Below are 19,466 nucleotides of genomic sequence, written 5' to 3'. Positions count from 1 at the left end.
AAACATCTATTCACTAAGCTAAGTATACCATAACTTAACCGCATTAAACCAGATTTTTAATGATAAAAAAAGGACCTAAGAGACAGATAAACTGTCCCTTAGGCCCTTGCGTACCAACTATATTAATAACTAATCCCTAGTTATATCTTTAATTTAAAACCTTATTAGTCTTCCTGTCCGTAAAGAGCAACAAGCTTCTGAAGATGCTTAAATCTATCATTAGCTGCCTTTTCTGAATCAGCGAAGAGCTTCTCAGCTCTTTCTGGGAATGGCTTAACAAGTCTTGTGTAACGAGCTTCGTTATTTAAGAAGTTCTGGTATGAACCGTCACCTTCCTTAGATGTAAGTGTGAATGGGTTCTTACCTTCAGCCTTGTTAGCAGGGTTGAATGAGAATAAGTTCCAGTAACCTGACTTAACAGCTAACTTCATCTCATCCTGGCAGTGGTTCATACCACCCTTAGCGATACCGTGAAGTTCGCAAGGAGCATAACCAATGATAAGTGATGGACCTGGATAAGCCTCAGCCTCAGCAATTGCCTTAACAGCCTGAGCTGGGTTAGCACCAAGAGCGATCTGTGCTACGTAAACGTAACCATAGCTCATAGCGATTTCAGCTAATGACTTCTTACCAATTTCCTTACCTGCTGCAGCGAACTGACAAACTTCACCGATGTTAGAAGCCTTAGATGCCTGTCCACCTGTATTAGAGTACATTTCTGTATCGAATACCATAACGTTAACGTTCTCGCCAGATGCAAGTACATGATCAAGACCACCGAAACCGATATCGTAAGCCCAACCATCACCACCGAAGATCCATACAGACTTCTTAGCAAGGTAATCCTTCTTAGCAAGGATTTCTGGAGCGATTTCGCAACCGTTAGCTGCTGCCTTCTCTAATTCAGCTACTAATGGAGCAACTGTATCAGAGTTCTTCTTTGTATCTTCCTTAGTGTCAAGGAAGTTCTTAGCTGCTGCCTTAAATTCAGCAGAAGCCTTATCAGATGCTGCCATCTCTTCGATCTTAGCAATAGCCTGATCTCTTAATACCTTCTGACCTAAGTACATACCGAAACCGTGCTCAGCGTTATCTTCAAATAATGAGTTAGCCCAAGCTGGTCCCTTTAATGAATCCTTATTAACTGTATATGGTGATGTAGCAGCTGGACCACCCCAGATTGAAGAACAACCTGTTGCGTTAGAGATGTACATATGCTCACCAAATAACTGTGTAATTAATCTAGCATAAGATGTTTCTGCACAACCTGCACATGAACCTGAGAATTCAAGTAATGGCTGGTTATACTGAGAACCGATAGGTGTTGTATCTGTAAATACTGGCTTGATTTCCTTCTTGCCAACATTTTCAACTAAGTAATTGAATACTGGCTGCTCTGCTGCCTGTGATTCCTGTGGAACCATCTTTAGAGCACCCTTAGCTGCTGCAGGACAAACAGTAACACACTCGCCACAACCCATACAATCAAGTGGAGATACAGACATTGTAAACTTCATTGATGTATCAACTGCATGCTTAGAGTCTGCTAACTTAATGTTATCAGGAGCTGCTGCAACTTCTGCTGCATCTAAGATAAATGGTCTGATTGTAGCATGTGAACAAACAAATGCACAGCTATTACACTGAACACAAGTTGTTGGATCCCATTCAGGAACCATAACAGCTGTACCTCTCTTCTCGTACTGAGAAGCACCTGTCTCAAACTGACCATCTGCACAATCCTTAAATGCAGATACTGGAAGGCTATCACCATCCATTAATCCGATAGGATCAAGTAATTCGTTAACCATCTTAACTGTAGCTGGACGGCCCTTACGATCTACTACCTTCTTCTCAGCTGTAGCATTAGCCCAATCAGCTGGAACTTCTACCTTATGAAGAGCGTCAACACCAGCATCAATAGCCTTGTAGTTCATTTCAACTACTGCGTCACCCTTCTTAGAGTAAGACTTCTTAGCAGCTTCCTTCATGAAAGTAACTGCATCATCGATAGGCATTACGTTAGCAAGCTTGAAGAATGCTGACTGTAAGATTGTGTTAGTTCTCTTACCCATACCAATTTCGATAGCCTTATCAATAGCGTTGATTGTATATAACTGAATGTTATTCTTAGCAATATACTGCTTAGCTTCTGCAGGCATATGTTCATTTAATTCTTCGTCTGACCACTGGCAGTTAATCATGAAGATTCCGCCTGGCTTAACGTCCTGAACCATCTTGTAACCCTTGATTACATAAGATGGGTTATGACATGCAACGAAGTCAGCCTGGTTAATATAGTAAGGAGACTTAATTGGGTTATCACCAAATCTTAAGTGAGAAATTGTGATACCACCTGTCTTCTTTGAATCATACTGGAAGTAAGCCTGAATATACTTATCTGTATGGTCACCGATGATCTTAGTAGAGTTCTTGTTAGCACCTACTGTACCATCACCACCAAGACCCCAGAACTTACATTCAACAGTACCCTTAGCAGCTGTAATAGGAGCTGGCTTAACTTCTGGAAGTGAAAGGTTAGTAACATCATCCACGATACCGATTGTAAATCTGTGCTTAGGCTGGTCATTCTCTAATTCCTTATATACAGCAAATACTGATGAAGGAGGAGTATCCTTTGAACCTAAACCGTAACGACCACCAACTAATGTGATGTCATTTAAGCCTGCTTCACGAAGTGTTGTAGCAACATCAAGGTAAAGTGGCTCACCAAGAGAACCTGGTTCCTTTGTTCTATCAAGAACAGCAATCTTCTTAACTGACTTAGGTAATACCTTAAGTAAGCTCTTTGAAGACCATGGACGATATAATCTAACCTTAACAAGGCCGACCTTCTCACCCTTAGCTGTTAAATAATCAATAACTTCTTCACATACGTCATTGATAGAACCCATAGCGATAATAACTCTATCTGCATCAGCTGCACCATAGTAGTTAAATAAGTCGTAGTTAGTACCTAACTTCTCGTTAACCTTAGCCATGTACTTCTCTACTACTGCTGGAAGTTCATCGTATGCTGTATTACATGCTTCTCTGTGCTGGAAGAATACATCACCATTTTCATGAGAACCACGCATTGCTGGATGTTCTGGGTTAAGAGCATGAGCTCTGAATTCCTCAACTGCATCCATTGGGCACATATCCTTAAGATCTTCGTAATCCCATTCTTCAATCTTCTGAATTTCATGAGAAGTTCTAAAACCATCGAAGAAGTTAAGGAAAGGCACCTTACCTTCTAATGCTGCACAGTGAGCTACTGGAGAAAGATCCATAACTTCCTGTGGGTTTGTTTCACAAAGCATTGCGAAACCTGTCTGACGACATGCGTATACATCACTATGATCACCAAAGATATTAAGTGACTGTGTAGCTACTGTACGAGCTGATACGTCGAATACACATGGTAACTGCTCACCAGCAATCTTGTACATATTAGGAATCATAAGTAAAAGACCCTGTGAAGCTGTAAATGTTGTTGTAAGTGCACCAGCAGCTAATGAACCGTGAACAGTACCAGCTGCACCAGCTTCTGACTGCATCTCAGAAACCTTAACTGTGTTTCCGAAAATGTTCTTTCTACCGGCTGCAGACCACTGATCCACTACATCAGCCATTGGGCTTGATGGTGTAATTGGATAGATACCAGCTACTTCTGTGTAGGCATATGCTACATGAGCTGCGGCTGTGTTACCATCCATAGAATGTTTAACTCTTGCCATTATATTTTCATCCTCCTTTTGATGCTTGACGTTATAGTACTACATAACGTCGACTATATAATATTTTATAGTTTTAGCACAAAAAAGTAAACAATTTAAGGGCAAGAATTAAATAAAATACATAAATTTTCCCTATAAATTGTATACTTTTAATTTACTTAGTTAAATTTTTATCGTAATTTGATAATAATATAACCATATTAATAGTAAATAGACAAATATTTTAGTGTAACTATAGTTTTGGCATTGAAAAAAACATTGTGAAAAATTTAATTTGCCATCCATTTTTTACAAAAATTTGTATTTCTTGAAAAAAATGGACATTTTTTATTGACTTTTTGAATAATTGTACTATTATTAAAATAGATAGAAATATTTATGATAAAAAAAGTCAGTTTGTTCAATATTTAAAGGAGGGAAATATGAGCACTACTAGCAACATGATTCAGCCTTATTTTGACTTAGACACAAGTGCATTTAAGGTAACAACAACTACTCTTTACACACCATCTCGTATGATGATTTACGAGCTGGACGCTAAAAGACCAAGCTCTCTTAATTTAAGAGTTGTACCATCACCATATATCGATTGGATTATTGGTTATAATGATGATAATGAAAATGCAACATTTTATTGCATTGGTCTTCAATCAGAATACAAAGAAATAAAGCTTAAGGCTTACAAGCATTTCTTTGGTGTACGTTTCGATGAAAAGGGGGCATATTTTGGAAAGGGCGCTGATGCAGAATCTTATCCTGTATTACTTAAGGATACAGTTTCAGATTACGCACCAGAAAAGGATTCTTTTGAGAAAATATTAATCGACAACCTAAAGTCTAGCCAGTCTTCAAAGGAAAGAGTTAAGGCCTTTACAAATTACTTATCAAAGAGTAAGACTTTCGTTCCTATCTCGCCAATCGTTAATGATATCGTAGATGATATTAACGCAAGCAAAGGAACACTTCCTATTCTTTCATTAGCAGACAAATATGGTTACTCATCAAGACATATTACAAGAATTTTCTTCTTAACATATGGCCTTACACCAAAGGAATATGCAAAATTAATTCGCTTCCAGTGTGTTGTTAAGGAAATGATTAAATATCCAAACCTTGAAATTGGAAAGATAATAAATGGCTACGGCTATTCTGATCAGGCTCACTTCCATAGGGATTTTAAGAAAATGATGCAGAATACACCAAGAGCTTTTGAGCTTCTCTGTAGGGAGAAGGAAGGAAAGTAGATTACTATGGCGCCAAGGCCGGAGGGGAAATGTCACCGCGAGGGTGCTTGCTAACGGCGTAGTGAATACTAAAAAAAGACACGATACTTTTGATATGTATCGTGTCTTTTTTAACTACAACGCCCCATCTGCGTTACCTAGCCTATTATAAAGTCCGCCATCACACTATTACTTATATCCACCCCAGTTCTTGTGAGCTTCATCCTATCGCCTTCAAGCACAAGTAAACCTTTTTCCACGTTGCTTGCAATTTCTTTTTCATATTGTTTATTTATGTCCTCTCCAAAGCGCTCTTTATAGTCCTCTAGAGAGATGCCATCCGTTTTTCTAAGTCCTAAAAATACAAATTCTTCCTTGGCATCATTGATGTCCAATTTTTCCACATTTTCTCTAATGGATTCTAGCTTCATGTCCTTTTTATTCAAAGCGTCCATGTAAGCATTTATATCTCTAGTATTTAAATATCTTGTTTCATTTACAAAGCTTGCAGCGCCAATACCAAAACCTAAATACTCTTCTCTATTCCAGTACTTTAGATTGTGAATGCACTCATAGCCCTTCTTTGCGTAATTTGAAATCTCGTACTGTCTAAGCTTTGCCTTAGTTATCTGGGCTCTGCCAAGCTCGTACATGTCTCTATCATCCTCGTCAGATGGGATACTTGGGTAATTGTTTATATTTTCAAAAAGCTTAGTACCCTCTTCAAGGATAAGTCCGTAAGCGGAGATGTGCTCAGGTTTAAAGGCAAGCACAGTCTTTAAGGTCTTTTCTAGGCTCTCTTTAGTCTGCCCTGGAAGGCCTGTCATAATATCGATATTGATATTGTTAAAACCGTAGTTTCTAGCGAGTCTAAAGCTATCTCTAAACTCTTCAAAGCTATGTATTCTACCAAGCATCTTAAGCTCGTCGTTGTTTACCGACTGCAAGCCAAAGCTTATTCTATTAATTCCAGCATTTCTATAAATATAAGCCTTATCTTCATCAAGGGTTCCTGGATTGCACTCTAGACTCACCTCTGCGAATTCATTTATTTGAAAATGTGTTCTAAGGGCGTCCATGATTTCAACTATCAGGATTGGATCTAGGGTTGAAGGAGTTCCGCCTCCAAAGAAAATGCTGTTGACATCCCTATCCTTAAAATCCTTTGAAGTCTTTTCAATCTCTTTAATGAGTGCGTGAACATAGCTATATTTTGTTTCTTCATTTGCTGGTGCAGATAAAAAATCACAATAAATACATTTCTGCACACAAAAAGGGATATGTATATATATCCCTAATTGATTATTATTCTTCATCTAATTTTAGAACGCTCATAAACGCCTTCTGTGGAATGTCTACATTACCAATCTGGCGCATTCGCTTCTTTCCTTCTTTCTGCTTTTCAAGCAATTTCTTCTTTCTTGAGATATCACCACCGTAACACTTAGCAAGTACATCCTTACGAAGTGCCTTAACAGTTTCTCTTGCAATGACTTTGCTTCCAATTGCTGCCTGAATTGGAATTTCAAATTGCTGTCTTGGAATTTCAAGCTTAAGCTTTTCACACATCTTTCTTCCACGCTCTTCAGCACTGCCAGCAAATACAATAAATGAAAGGGCATCCACCTCTTCTTTGTTAATAAGAATATCAAGCTTAACAAGCTTAGATCTTACATAACCCTTCATTTCATAGTCAAAAGAAGCATAACCTCTTGAACGAGACTTTAAGGCATCAAAGAAATCATAAATAATTTCGTTTAGTGGTAATTCATACTTAAGTAGAGCTCTTGTCTGCTCAATATATTCCATGCCAAGATAGATACCACGTCTCTCCTGACAAAGTTTCATAATAGGACCAACAAATTCTGTTGTTACCATGATTTCAGCATTAACAAATGGTTCTTCCATAAAGTCAATTTCTGAAGGATCTGGCATATTAGATGGGTTAGTTAAATCAATAACCTCACCATTAGTTTTATGTACCTTATAAACTACGCCTGGTGCTGTAGTTACAAGGTCTAGATTATATTCTCTTTCAAGTCTTTCCTGAATGATTTCAAGATGTAATAAACCAAGGAAACCACATCTAAAACCAAAGCCTAGGGCAATGGATGTTTCTGGTTCAAAGAAAAGCGAAGCATCATTTAGCTGTAGCTTTTCAAGAGCATCTCTTAAATCCTGGTACTTAGAACCATCTGCAGGATAAAGACCACAATAAACCATTGGATTAACCTTCTTATAACCTGGAAGTGGCTCACTACAAGGTCTATTAGCATCTGTTACTGTATCACCTACACGGGTATCAGATACATTTTTAATGCTTGCAGTAATATAACCTACCATGCCGGCTGAAAGTTCATCACATGGAATAAACTGGCCTGCACCAAAATAACCAACCTCAACTACTTCTTCTGAAGCGCCTGTGGCCATCATCTTAATCTTAGTGCCCTTCTTTACAGTTCCTTCCTTGACTCTTACAAATATAATTACACCCTTATAGGCATCATAAATCGAATCAAAAATCAAGGCCTGAAGTGGTGCCTTTCTATCTCCTGTTGGAGCTGGAATCTTAGTTACAATCTGCTCTAATACCTCTTCAATATTAATTCCGTTCTTAGCCGAAATAAGAGGAGCATCCTGTGCCTCAATTCCTATTACATCTTCAATTTCATCTATTACTCTTTGTGGCTCTGCACTTGGTAAATCTATCTTGTTAATTACTGGGAAAACATCTAGGTCATGATCTAGAGCTAAGTAAACATTAGCTAAAGTCTGAGCCTCAATACCCTGTGCCGCATCTACGATTAAGATAGCACCATCACAAGCAGCAAGTGCTCTTGAAACCTCGTAGTTAAAATCTACGTGGCCTGGAGTATCAATTAAGTTGAAAATGTATTCTTCACCATCTTTTGCCTTATAAACAGTTCTTACTGTCTGGGCCTTAATTGTAATACCTCTTTCTCTTTCAAGATCCATATTATCAAGGACTTGTTCCTGCATTTCTCTACTAGTTAAAAGTCCTGTCTTCTCAATAATTCTGTCTGCTAATGTTGATTTACCGTGATCAATATGTGCGACTATGCAAAAGTTTCTAATATTTTCCTGTTTAATGCTAGCCATAAAAATTACATTCCTTTTCTATTAATTATACCTTTAGATTAATATCCTTGTGAAATAAGGTAAGAAGCGATTCCGTCTGCAATTGCCTGCGCTGTAGCATCTTCCTTAGTAGTAAACATCTCATTATCCGTTTCACTATCTAAAAAGCCTAATAAAATGATACAGCTTGTGCTCTTAACCTGACTGTTAATTGCATAATCTGATTCGGAAGATTTCTCTGTTCCTGCCTTAATTCCTCTGCTAGTAAAACCTTCATTGGCTATTTCCTCAAGGATTGAGTTTGATAATTCAATAGCTTCAATTGGCTCACCAGAATAAATCCAGCTTTCCACGCCACTAGCCTTACCATTATAAACATTTCTTCCTAAAGAAACAACCACAGCAGCGTCACTTTCATTAGCTGTTGCTACTCTATCTGAGTCTGAGACAGTCTTATCACTATCTCTTGTAAGTACTACTGTAACGCCCTTTGCTTCAAGCTTTTCCTTTACTAGCTGGGCCATCTCTAAATTCTGATTCTTTAAAAGAGTGCCATCAAGAGAAGTACCACCATTAGATGATCCACCAAGCTGAGGATCAACTACTACAGTGACTTCTTTAGTTATCTCAGTTCCTGTTGCAACCTCATCTGAGGCCACATCTCCTGAGCTAAAGGTTACATTCTTAAGCTCATCATTGGCATAAGATGAAATATTGCTGCCGTAATCTAAATAAACCATAAGAACTAAAACAAGTAAAGAAATCAATGTTAATAGTCCAAAAATCTTGTCATAACGATAACTTTTCTGATTATCCTTCTGAGTTTTCTTCTGATCTTTCATAAAATATGTTCCTCCCGATAATTAGTATCTGATTAAAATATCCCTATCCTGACCCATAGAAATTTATTCATTTTTTCAAGTAAAAGTTGCTAGTTCAATTTTCTATCATTTTTTTAATTTTGTCAATTATAGAGAAGAAAAAAATCCGGACGGAGAATGAATCCGTCCGGATTAAATAATCTAACTTTAATTACTTCTTGCTCTTCTGTAAGAATGTAGGAATTGTAATTCCTCTTTCTTTAACATTACTTGTAACAGGCTCTGGCTGCTTAAGACCAGGAAGTGGTGTCTCAGTAACTTGAGCGCTTGGCTGTGGAGCTGTACTTGCTCCGTTATAAGTATATGTTGGCTTAACTACAGTCTTAGCTGGTGTTGTTGCCTTAGCTGAAAAACCTGCTAATGCAAGGTTAACATTACGATCTTCAAGACCTGTTGCAATAACAGTAATTGTTGCCTTGTCTGTTGCTGTTTCATCAACCATAGCACCAAAGATAATATTAGCATTATCACCTGCAAGTTCCTGAACGTATCTTGCAGCTTCATCAGCTTCCATAAGACCTACATCACCTGAGATATTAATAATAACATGTGATGCGCCTTCAATTGTTGTTTCAAGAAGTGGACTTGATACGGCCTGCTTAACAGCTTCAATAGCCTTATCATCACCTGTTCCTGTACCAATACCGATATGGGCAATACCCTTATCTGTCATAACAGTTCTAACATCGGCAAAGTCAAGGTTAATAAGACCTGGAACATTAATAAGGTCTGTAATTCCCTGTACTGCCTGCTGTAAAACTTCATCGGCCTTCTTTAGGGCATCTGGCATTGATGTTCTTCTGTCAATAATCTGAAGAAGTCTGTCATTAGGAACAATAATTAATGTATCAACATTCTCCTTAAGCTTTTCAATACCTAAATTGGCATTGTTCATACGAGTTCTACCTTCAAAAGCGAAAGGCTTAGTTACTACACCGACTGTAAGGATACCCATCTCCTTAGCAACCTTAGCAACTACTGGGGCTGCACCTGTACCAGTTCCGCCACCCATACCGCATGTAACAAATACCATGTCTGCGCCCTTAAGGAGCTGAGTAATATCTTCAATATTCTCTTCTGCGGCTTTTTCTCCGATTTCAGGAACTGCACCAGCTCCTAAACCTTTAGTAAGTTTCTCTCCAATTTGGATTGCAGATGGAGCCTTACATGACTGAAGTGCTTGTCCATCTGTATTGATAGCTACAAATTCCACCCCGCTGATATTTTCATCTATCATTCTGTTAACAGCATTGTTGCCTGATCCGCCGACTCCTACTACTATAATCTTTGCAGAGCCTTCTGCGTCATTAGTCATAATTTCTAACAAAGTTGTTGCCTCCTTCTACTCCCTTAAAAATCACTATAAAATATAATATCGTTTTTCAATTAAAATATCAACCGTTTTAGTTGTCTTTCTTAAAAATAATTGAGGACTGACTGCCATCAAACTCGTCTAAATACAGGGTTCCTGACATTCCGTTCAATTTTGAGTACAATTGTTTTAATTCAAATAATCTCTCGCTATAATCGTCTGTATTTCCCATTGCTACTTTAACACTTCCAATGTAAACATAGATATTACCTTCACTATCAAAGAAGATAGAATCTACATCTAAATCATACTTATCAAAACCTTGGGCAAGCTCTAGTATCTTATCAAATATTGACTCGTCCGCCACTTCGATTTTCTTATTAAGTACAATTGAGGAATACTCTAAACCTTGAACTTCCGGTACCGAGTCAATTAACTCAGTAGAGCTTTCAACCACAATACCGTCTTTATCAAAATACATATAGCTGCCCATATATTTTACATATCCTATTATAGGTTTTTCGTATACCGTAACGTAAAATTTATTAGGCCATTTAATCTCAACATCATATTTTTGGATAAAGGGAATTTCAATATTCGTATTTCCAAATAAAAAATATATTAGTGAATTAGGTGTCTTTCCTTCAAATAAGAAGTCTGACATCTCCTCATCACTGTAATGAGTATTACCTTCATACTCAATTACATCAACTCTAAAAGCTACATAAGCACTAAAGCCTACAATTAAGATAATTAGTAAGGAAATTAAAAGTGCTAATGGAAATGTAACTCTTTTCGTATTAGTCCTTCTCTTCCTAATTGTCCTAGACTTGTTTGCATTAGCTTTAGCTTTGGCATTCGATGCTCTATCTAGTTCATCGATGTCATCATAAAAATCATACCCTTCTAACTCTTCTTTTTTTCGCTTACTCATTTAACTCATCCTTAATTTGGCTACTGACATTAAACACCACACCCATTTCAAGCAATAGGATAAGCAGCGCCGTACCACCTTTACTAATAAATGGCAATGTAACACCTGTATTAGGAATAGTACCTGTTACTACAGCGATATTAACTAAAACTTGAAGTGCAATATGTGAAAATACACCGGCACAAAGCAAGGCTCCTTGCATATCAGGCGCATTTCTTGCAACATGGGCTATTCTCCATAATAAAACGCCAAAAGCTATTAAAACGCATAAAGCCCCAAACAAGCCAAGCTCCTCACAAATAATTGTAAAGATCATATCATTATAGGCTTCTGGTAACTTTAGCTTAACAACACTTTTACCTAGCCCCTTACCAAAAAGTCCTCCAGAACCTATGGCATAAAGACCATGTATCGTTTGATAAGCCTCTCCATCTGCATAATCCTCTGGATGCAGCCAAGCCAAGATTCTAGTTGATCTAAAGCCGTCTCCTTTTTGAATTGCAGATAGAATTGCTGAAAATGCTACGCTAATAAAGGCTATAGCACCAGCACACATGGCAATATATGGTTTATAACCTGGATAAGCAACAAATGTAATTAAAAAGGCCATTCCTAAAATAATAATGGCACTACTTAGGTTGTTAGATATAAAATACAGCATTGCCGCTGGAACTACTCCATACCATGCTATCAACCAAACAACCACTCTAAAATACTTCATCTTTTCTCTAAGACTTGATATTCTACAGGCAAGCGCAGCAATTATTCCTATCTTAACAAATTCAACTGGCATGAAATTAAATCCGCCAATTACAATCCATCTTGTGGCACCATTATAGTTTTTACCAAGTGGCGTTAAAAGTAATAATACAAGTATTAATGAAAATATATATAGCCCTCTAGCTACATACTTGTTGGTTAGTATATGATAGTCCAAAACTCTTGCTACTATCATCATCATAAGCAAGCCCAACACTGCAAAAATTACCTGACTTTTTAAAACGCCTTTTAAGGAATCAGTTGTGGTAGACGAACTACTATAAACCATTACAAGGCCTATACCAATTAGAATAATCATAATTAACATTAAAGAGTAATCTAGATAAAAGCCTGTGCTTCTTGATAAGCTCTTTCTAAAATTAAATTTCTTTCTATGAGCTTTCATGTAATCATTCTTATTCTTTTTAGCTCTTCTATTTACACTTCTTTTACTTATCTTTTTGTTTTGTGTGTTTTGTTTAATCGTCGACCCTTGTTTTCTTTGATTGGTTTCCATAAACTCTCCACGCATTAATAAGCATTTCTTTAAGCTAACTTATTAACTAAGTCCTTAAAGATTTCTCCCCTTTGCTCATAGTTGTCAAACATTCCCCAGCTAGCACACGCAGGAGATAGTAAGACTGCTTCTCCCTCCTTTGCATTCTTTGCACAAATATCTACAACTTCCTCCATAGAATTTGCAAAAATGTAATTTGTAAATCCTAACTTCTTAGCTGTATCAGCAATCTTTTGACTTGTCTGACCAAGTAAAACCATAAGTCTTACCTTATCACCAAAGGCATTGATATATTCATCAAATTCTGAACCCTTATCATAGCCTCCTGCAATAAGAATTGTTGGCTTAACCATAGCCTCAATAGCCTTAATTGCTGCATCTGGATTAGTGCCCTTAGAATCATTATAGTAGTCAACTCCAGACTTAGTTGCTACAAATTCAATTCTATGTTCAACAGCTCTAAAGTTCTTAACTTCTCTGATAATTAGCTCATCAGGAATACCCATGGCCTTTGTCATAGCAATGGCTGCACATACATTTTCATAATTATGAACTCCTAAAAGCTTCATATCATGAACGTTTAAGAACTCTTTATCATTAACGCCGTCTGTATAACGGATTGTATCTCCATCAACATAAGCGCCAACTTCAACTTTTCTCTTAGATGAGAAGTAAACCACGCTTGCGCTACATTTCTTCGCAAAATCCTGTAACCACTCATCTTCTAAATTAAGTACACATACATCATCTTTAGTCTGCTTAAGTGCCACTCTTTCCTTAGTTTCGGCATAGCATTCCATTGTATGATGTCTGTTTAAATGATCTGGAGTGATATTAAGAATTGCTGATACCTTAGGGTGGAACTCATTAGTTGTCTCTAATTGGAAACTACTAATTTCTGCCACTGTAACAGAATCCTTGCTAGTATTAAATACCTCTCCTGTATAGGAATTTCCTATATTACCTACAACAAATGTCTTCTCGTTATAGGCTTTTATAATCTGACCTACAAGGGCTGTTGTTGTAGTCTTACCGTTAGTACCTGTAATTGCTACAACACTTCCCTTATCGTAGTTATAAGCTAATTCAATTTCGCCCCAAACTAAAACGCCTGCTTCCTTAAATCTTAAAACAAGTGGGCTATCAATTGGCACACCAGGGCTAATTACAAGTAAATCCACCTTGCTAATTAACTCATCACTACACTCGCCAATGACGATTTCTGCCTTATTAGACTTAAGCTTAGCCTCTACGTCAGACTTTTTAAGCTTCTCATTGCCATCGTAGAGAATTACGTCTGCGCCTACTTTATTTAAAAGGTCAACTGCACCAATGCCACTAATTCCAGTGCCAACTACCATTACTTTCTTTCCTTTAAGTTCCATAACTTCCTCCCAAAAAATCTTAGTTTTGTGATGTATCTGGTACATCAACTGTCAATTCATCTTCGCTATTAGATGTATCCACGTCTGTTGCTGTAAGGTCTTCATAGATTCCTAAATATGGTAATAAATCCTCTAGGATATCATGACTTAATTGCAATACATCTGCTGAAGAACCAGAACTACCTGTTGTACCATCAGGCTCATCAATAATTACATAAATTGCAATTTCTGGGTCGTCTGCTGGAACGTGTCCAATAAAGGAAATGAGCCATTTTTTCTCATCTCTGTTTACCTTTTGGGCAGTACCTGTCTTACCTGCTACAGAATATCCTGTAACTCCTACTTTTTGCGCTGTACCTTCTTCAACGGTTGCAAGTAAGTACTGTCTTAGAAGCTTTGATGTATCCACTGTACATGTCTGCTTTACTAATACAGGATCAAAAGACTTTACTATATTACCAGAGCTATCCTCAATTTGCTTAACAATATGAGGCTGGTAATAATTTCCATCATTTATAATAGAACAATATGCTGATATCATTTGAATCATATTAACGTTGATATTTTGTCCAAAGGAGTTAGTCGCAGCATCTATAACTGTCATAGAATCTGCAGAATATGTAATACCGCTAGTCTCACCTGGTAGGTCGATTCCTGTAAGAGAACCAAAACCAAACATAGTTACATACTGAGCAAATTTTGTTGTTCCTAACTTAATTGCTAAATTTATCATGTATGGATTACATGATTCCATAATCGCTTGTTCTAGAGTAATAACTCCATGTCCACCCGAAGAATATGAGTGACACTTAATTGTCCAGTTACTTACTACTTCAGCACCAGTACAATTATAAGTATCTCCATCCTTTACAACTCCTTCATCAAGGGCTGATGCCACTGTCACAGGCTTAAATACAGAACCCGGCTCGTAACTTTCTGAAACACAGAAGTTAGTCCAAAGCTCATATAGAGCATTTGTCTTATCCTCATCTGACATAGCTGCTAACTCTTCCTCAGTGTAAACACCAGAAAGATCTCTTGGATTATTCAAATCAAAGGTTGGATAACTTGCCATTGCTAAAATCTCTCCTGTATCAGGGTCCATAGCAACAACTGCTGTATTCTTTGATGGGCTTTCTTGATTGTATGCTATAATATGATCTTCAATTATTTTTTGAATATTATAATCAATAGTTGTTACCACATTATAGCCATCTGTTACTTCCTTAGTTGTGTTAGTAATCTCAAGTCCGTCATTAACATAACTATAGGAAAGGCCATTAACACCTGTTAAATAGTCGTTATATTGTAATTCAAGACCTAACTCGCCGCCGTTATTCTGACTATAAAAGCCTACCACATCGGCTGCTAAATTATTATTAGGATACTTTCTTACATAAGTTTCTTCAAACCAAACATCCACAACTGTTGTATCAACTTTATTGCCTTTAGAATCTGTGGTGCTCATAAGGGCTTTAAAGCTTTCCATATCTTCTTCTGATATTTCCTTTACTAGCTTTAAATATCTGCTGGTTTGATTATCGTAAATCTTAGCAACTAGCTCTGCTCTATCAAGACCAAAGCTATTACAAAGGGCTGTGATTGTATCATCTGTTAGATTATCTTCACTTTCCTCATCGTCGCTTAGTAGTTGTGCCACATCTAGGATTACGTTGTACATTTTCTCACTGTAAGCAAGAATTGTACCATCACTGGTTTTGATCTGACCTCTCTTTGCAAGCACAGTATCATTAGTCTGGGTCTGTTCATTTAAAACACTTTGTGTATATTCATCACCACGGTTATATATTATATAAAAAATTCTGCCACCTAAACCAGCAAGTAGTAATGCTACAATAACTAACATAACCTGTATCTTCTTACCAGTTTTTTTAAGAAGCATCCTTTTCTTTTTTAATTTTCTCTCTTTGATCTTCTCGTAATCAGCCATTAGTTTTTACTCCATCCAGGCTAGTTATCAGCCTTATAATTATACACACTTGCCCCTTCATATTCTAGTTTTGTTTTAGAATATTCCTTCTCATTACACTAAACACTAAATACTAATTATTAACACAAAATGCTGGCTTAAATAAAAGCCAGCATTATTATCTATTCTTGACCAGGTACATCCTTATACTGCTTAACGTATTCGCTCTCACCTGACTCATAAAGAATAACTTGACTTGAATCTGGATAAACCATACCTAATTCATTAACTGCAGTATTGTAAATTGCTTCATAATCAATACTTGCATCTAACTTAGCATCTAGTTCATCATTATCAGATTTAAGTTCTTGATATTCTGTCTTTAAATCATCTAGCTTCGTTTGATTAGCTTTATATTCTGATTGAAGACTTACTAGCTGATAGCAAACAGCAACGCTAATCGCAACTGCCAATGTCATCATTCCCATGAATATCATGTTAATTTTATTGGCTTGTCTTTGATTCTTCTGGCGTCTTAGTCGCTCTCTACGCTCTTCGCTAGTTTCCACATGACGCTTTCTTACTCGTTCTTGTGGTTTTGGCGCTAATTCCCTAGCAGCACTACCAGACACATAAGTCGCTCTTTTAGCACTTTTATAATGTCTTTTTTTGCTATTTCTTGCCATCCATGTCTCCTCCTTTGCTTATTTTACTTCTCCTACTCCTATCTCTTCTCAAAGACTCTTAACTTAGCCGACTTTGATCTTGAGTTCTCCTCTAACTCCTTATCAGAAGGTAAGATTGGCTTTCTTGAAATCACCTTACCCTTTGATTTCTTGCCACATACACACACTGGAAATTCCGGTGGGCAAGTACATGGGTTCTCTGCTGTTTTAAATTTAACCTTAACGATTCTATCCTCAAGTGAATGGAAAGTAATAATACATAATCTTCCACCTGGATTTAGTCTATCAATAAGGTCGTCTATTGAATTTTCTAGAACATCTAGTTCCTTATTAAGTTCGATTCTAATTGCCTGATAAGTTCTCTTTGATGGATGACCACCTGTAGCTCTTACCTTTGCAGGAATTGCTGCCTTTATAATGTCATTTAATTCAAATGTTGTCTCAATCGGCTTTTCCTGTCTTGCATTAACAATGTGCTTTGCAATATTCTTAGCAAATCTATCTTCACCATAATCTCTAATGATTCTATAAAGATCTGATTCGCTATAGTCGTTAACAATATCCCTTGCTGTCATTAACTGTCTGTTATCCATTCTCATATCAAGGGCTGTATCAACATTATATGTAAAGCCTCTTTCTACTGTATCTAATTGATATGAAGATACTCCTAGATCAAGTACCACTCCATCAATCTTATCAATATTTAAATCATCTAATACCTTTTTAAAATTCACGTAATTATCTCTAACAATAGTTACTCTATCTTTAAAAGGTTCTAGTCTCTTACTTGCGGCCTCGATAGCATTTTCATCCTGGTCAATTCCAATAAGTCTGCCATTAGGACCTAACTTACTAGCAATAACGCTTGAATGACCTGCGCCGCCTAAAGTACCGTCTACATAGATTCCGTCTGGCTTTATATTTAAATTTTCAATTGTCTCTTCTAATAAAACTGAATAATGCTTAAATTCCATAACGAAATCTCCTTAATCTAAATTGTGAAGCCAAATTCCAACATGCTTTCTGCAACATTCTCGATATTCTCAAAGCTTTCGGCATTAACTTCGTTGTACTTCTTGGCACTCCAAATTTCTACCTTATTACCAACACCTAATGAAACCACGTCTTTTTCAAGTCCTGCGTGAGTTCTTAAAGTCTGTGTAATAGGAATTCGTCCCTGTTTGTCCACTTCCACTTCACTTGCTCCACCAATAAAGAATCGAGTAAGTGAACGTGCTCTTGCATCATTTAGAGGTAACTTTGCAATTCTTTCTTTCAAGGCTTCCCACTCATCGTTGGAATATGCATAAATACATCCATCGAATCCCCTTGTTATTGTAAATGTATCTCCTAATCCTTCACGGAGTTTTGCTGGAACGATAAGTCTGCCCTTGGCATCAATTGTATGTGTATATTCACCTTGTAACATAACCGTTCCCCCTTCCATTTAGATTAAGAATCATACTTGCATTGGGATAACAAATGTATTAAAGCCCGTTATTTAAGTAATCTGTGGGATTTTTTAAATCCACCACATTTCACCACTTATTATCACATTACCTCCACTTTCATCCCTATTGTAACCCTAATAGGAATAAAAAGCAAGTCTAAATCCTTTAGAATTCCGCTAGTTACGGGACTTTGCACATATTGGGGGAAAGGTGGTGAATTTTCCCACATAATGTGTTTTTGTGGGGATTTTTTTCTATAAATATAGTTATTAAACGTCAAATTTATAAAAATAATTTCCCATTATTAGTGAATTTATGATAAAATATTCCTTGCGTTTACAAGGATTTATTAAACGTCAATCAATTAATTTCAAATTAAAATATTTTTATCCACTTAAAAGTGGCATGGAGGTTATAATGAAACTAGGAATCGTAGGTTTACCTAATGTTGGTAAGTCAACTTTATTTAATTCCCTTACTAAGGCAGGGGCACTTGCAGCAAACTATCCTTTTGCTACAATCGATCCTAATGTTGGTGTTGTTACTGTACCTGATGACAGACTTGATAAACTTGCAGCACTTTATAATTCAGCAAAGATTACACCTGCTGTAATCGAATTCGTAGATATTGCAGGTCTTGTAAAGGGTGCTTCTAAAGGAGAAGGCTTAGGAAACCAGTTCCTTGCTAATATCAGAGAAGTAGATGCTATTGTACATGTTGTTAGATGTTTTGAAGACTCTAATATCGTTCACGTAGATGGTTCAATTGATCCTGTAAGAGATATTGAAACAATCAACTTAGAATTAATTTTTGCTGATCTTGAAGTTTTAGAGAGAAGACTTGCTAAGCAAAAGAGAGGCGCATATAACAATAAGGATTTAGCTCGTGAAGTTGAATTCATCGAAAGACTTATTAAGCACTTAGAGGATGGCAATTTAGCAGCTAGCTTCGAACTTGAAGGCGAAGAAGAAGAGGCCTTTATTAAAGAATACAACCTTTTAACAGCTAAGCCAGTTATCTTTGCTGCTAACGTAGCTGAAGATGATTTAGGAAATGATGGCGCTGATAATGCTAATGTTGCTAAGGTTAAGGAATATGCAGCAGCTAATAACTCAGAAGTATTTGTTATTTGTGCTCAGATTGAACAGGAAATTTCAGAACTTGATGATGATGAGAAGAAGGAATTCCTTGATGACTTAGGTCTTGAATCATCAGGTCTTGATAAGTTAATTGCAGCAAGCTATAAGTTACTTGGTCTTATTAGTTACTTAACAGCTGGTGAGACAGAAACTCGTGCTTGGACAATCACTAAGGGAACTAAGGCTCCTGGTGCTGCTGGTAAGATTCACTCTGACTTTGAAAGAGGTTTCATTAAGGCAGAAGTTGTTTACTATCAGGATTTACTTGACTGCGGTTCTTATAACGCAGCTAAGGAAAAGGGTCTTGTTCGTATGGAAGGTAAGGAATACGTGGTTAAGGATGGCGATGTAATCCTCTTTAGATTTAACGTATAAGATATATGTAAACTTAAAAGGACGATATCAATTT

Annotated in this window: 14 protein-coding genes; 2 read left to right on the top strand and 12 right to left on the bottom strand. The window is 36.9% G+C overall.

All coding sequences use genetic code 11. From position 1 onward, the window contains the following. Positions 1–164: 164 nt before the first annotated feature. Complete coding sequence (nifJ, locus tag BLQ66_RS09920) at positions 165–3,740, bottom strand: pyruvate:ferredoxin (flavodoxin) oxidoreductase (protein ID WP_074522023.1); 3,576 nt, start codon at positions 3,738–3,740, stop codon at positions 165–167. Between the two features lie 422 nt (positions 3,741–4,162). On the opposite strand from nifJ, the gene BLQ66_RS09915 reads away from it, so the two are divergent. Continuing rightward, the gene (locus BLQ66_RS09915) at positions 4,163–4,984 is read left to right on the top strand and encodes a helix-turn-helix domain-containing protein (RefSeq protein WP_074522022.1); all 822 of its coding nucleotides are present in this window, start codon (positions 4,163–4,165) and stop codon (positions 4,982–4,984) included. Positions 4,985–5,121: 137 nt separating this feature from the next. Here BLQ66_RS09915 and hemW read toward each other — a convergent pair whose 3' ends face one another. The 11 genes from hemW to mraZ form a co-directional block, all read right to left on the bottom strand. After that, positions 5,122–6,279 (bottom strand): radical SAM family heme chaperone HemW, encoded by a 1,158-nt coding sequence (gene hemW / locus BLQ66_RS09910; RefSeq protein ID WP_074522021.1) that lies wholly within the window; start codon positions 6,277–6,279, stop codon positions 5,122–5,124. After that, the gene (gene lepA, locus BLQ66_RS09905; protein WP_027432102.1) at positions 6,269–8,083 is read right to left on the bottom strand and encodes a translation elongation factor 4; all 1,815 of its coding nucleotides are present in this window, start codon (positions 8,081–8,083) and stop codon (positions 6,269–6,271) included. The genes hemW and lepA overlap by 11 nt, the downstream gene beginning before the upstream one ends. 38 nt (positions 8,084–8,121) lie before the next feature. Continuing rightward, a complete protein-coding gene (locus tag BLQ66_RS09900; RefSeq protein WP_074522020.1) occupies positions 8,122–8,904 on the bottom strand; it encodes an N-acetylmuramoyl-L-alanine amidase family protein in 783 nt (260 codons plus the stop codon). 190 nt (positions 8,905–9,094) lie between these two features. Next, positions 9,095–10,270, bottom strand: a complete 1,176-nt coding sequence (ftsZ, locus tag BLQ66_RS09895) for a cell division protein FtsZ (protein ID WP_074522019.1) — start codon at positions 10,268–10,270, stop codon at positions 9,095–9,097. Between the two features lie 76 nt (positions 10,271–10,346). Further along, positions 10,347–11,189 (bottom strand): cell division protein FtsQ/DivIB, encoded by an 843-nt coding sequence (locus BLQ66_RS09890; protein ID WP_074522018.1) that lies wholly within the window; start codon positions 11,187–11,189, stop codon positions 10,347–10,349. Then, complete coding sequence (locus BLQ66_RS09885) at positions 11,182–12,465, bottom strand: FtsW/RodA/SpoVE family cell cycle protein (RefSeq protein ID WP_242869344.1); 1,284 nt, start codon at positions 12,463–12,465, stop codon at positions 11,182–11,184. Before BLQ66_RS09885 ends, BLQ66_RS09890 begins: the two co-directional genes overlap by 8 nt. Positions 12,466–12,494: 29 nt before the next feature. After that, positions 12,495–13,850 (bottom strand): UDP-N-acetylmuramoyl-L-alanine--D-glutamate ligase, encoded by a 1,356-nt coding sequence (murD, locus tag BLQ66_RS09880; RefSeq protein ID WP_074522017.1) that lies wholly within the window; start codon positions 13,848–13,850, stop codon positions 12,495–12,497. A 19-nt stretch (positions 13,851–13,869) separates the two neighbouring features. Then, positions 13,870–15,801, bottom strand: a complete 1,932-nt coding sequence (locus BLQ66_RS09875) for a peptidoglycan D,D-transpeptidase FtsI family protein (protein ID WP_074522016.1) — start codon at positions 15,799–15,801, stop codon at positions 13,870–13,872. A 161-nt stretch (positions 15,802–15,962) separates the two neighbouring features. Then, positions 15,963–16,466 carry a septum formation initiator family protein gene (locus BLQ66_RS09870; RefSeq protein ID WP_074522015.1) on the bottom strand — a complete coding sequence of 168 codons (504 nt, stop codon included), beginning with the start codon at positions 16,464–16,466 and terminating at the stop codon, positions 15,963–15,965. Between the two features lie 38 nt (positions 16,467–16,504). Further along, a complete protein-coding gene (gene rsmH, locus BLQ66_RS09865; protein ID WP_027432109.1) occupies positions 16,505–17,440 on the bottom strand; it encodes a 16S rRNA (cytosine(1402)-N(4))-methyltransferase RsmH in 936 nt (311 codons plus the stop codon). 17 nt (positions 17,441–17,457) lie between these two features. After that, positions 17,458–17,895 (bottom strand): division/cell wall cluster transcriptional repressor MraZ, encoded by a 438-nt coding sequence (gene mraZ / locus BLQ66_RS09860; RefSeq protein ID WP_074522014.1) that lies wholly within the window; start codon positions 17,893–17,895, stop codon positions 17,458–17,460. A 439-nt stretch (positions 17,896–18,334) separates the two neighbouring features. On the opposite strand from mraZ, the gene ychF reads away from it, so the two are divergent. Beyond that, a complete protein-coding gene (ychF, locus tag BLQ66_RS09855) occupies positions 18,335–19,432 on the top strand; it encodes a redox-regulated ATPase YchF (RefSeq protein WP_074522013.1) in 1,098 nt (365 codons plus the stop codon). Positions 19,433–19,466: the final 34 nt, after the last annotated feature.

Origin of the sequence: Lachnospira pectinoschiza, assembly GCF_900103815.1 — a bacterium.
Taxonomy (GTDB): domain Bacteria; phylum Bacillota; class Clostridia; order Lachnospirales; family Lachnospiraceae; genus Lachnospira; species Lachnospira pectinoschiza_B.
The sequence above is the reverse complement of the archived record's forward strand: the minus strand, read 5'-3'. Positions and strand labels throughout refer to the sequence as shown.

Bases quoted from the DNA above. Each gene is read 5' to 3' on its own strand.
- BLQ66_RS09900 (WP_074522020.1), bottom strand. From the start codon at position 8,904: ATGAAAGATCAGAAGAAAACTCAGAAGGATAATCAGAAAAGTTATCGT.
- nifJ (WP_074522023.1), bottom strand. From the start codon at position 3,740: ATGGCAAGAGTTAAACATTCTATGGATGGTAACACAGCCGCAGCTCAT.
- rsmH (WP_027432109.1), bottom strand. From the start codon at position 17,440: ATGGAATTTAAGCATTATTCAGTTTTATTAGAAGAGACAATTGAAAAT.
- BLQ66_RS09885 (WP_242869344.1), bottom strand. From the start codon at position 12,465: ATGGAAACCAATCAAAGAAAACAAGGGTCGACGATTAAACAAAACACA.
- murD (WP_074522017.1), bottom strand. From the start codon at position 13,850: ATGGAACTTAAAGGAAAGAAAGTAATGGTAGTTGGCACTGGAATTAGT.
- BLQ66_RS09875 (WP_074522016.1), bottom strand. From the start codon at position 15,801: ATGGCTGATTACGAGAAGATCAAAGAGAGAAAATTAAAAAAGAAAAGG.
- mraZ (WP_074522014.1), bottom strand. From the start codon at position 17,895: ATGTTACAAGGTGAATATACACATACAATTGATGCCAAGGGCAGACTT.
- BLQ66_RS09915 (WP_074522022.1), top strand. From the start codon at position 4,163: ATGAGCACTACTAGCAACATGATTCAGCCTTATTTTGACTTAGACACA.
- BLQ66_RS09870 (WP_074522015.1), bottom strand. From the start codon at position 16,466: ATGGCAAGAAATAGCAAAAAAAGACATTATAAAAGTGCTAAAAGAGCG.
- BLQ66_RS09890 (WP_074522018.1), bottom strand. From the start codon at position 11,189: ATGAGTAAGCGAAAAAAAGAAGAGTTAGAAGGGTATGATTTTTATGAT.
- hemW (WP_074522021.1), bottom strand. From the start codon at position 6,279: ATGAAGAATAATAATCAATTAGGGATATATATACATATCCCTTTTTGT.
- lepA (WP_027432102.1), bottom strand. From the start codon at position 8,083: ATGGCTAGCATTAAACAGGAAAATATTAGAAACTTTTGCATAGTCGCA.
- ychF (WP_074522013.1), top strand. From the start codon at position 18,335: ATGAAACTAGGAATCGTAGGTTTACCTAATGTTGGTAAGTCAACTTTA.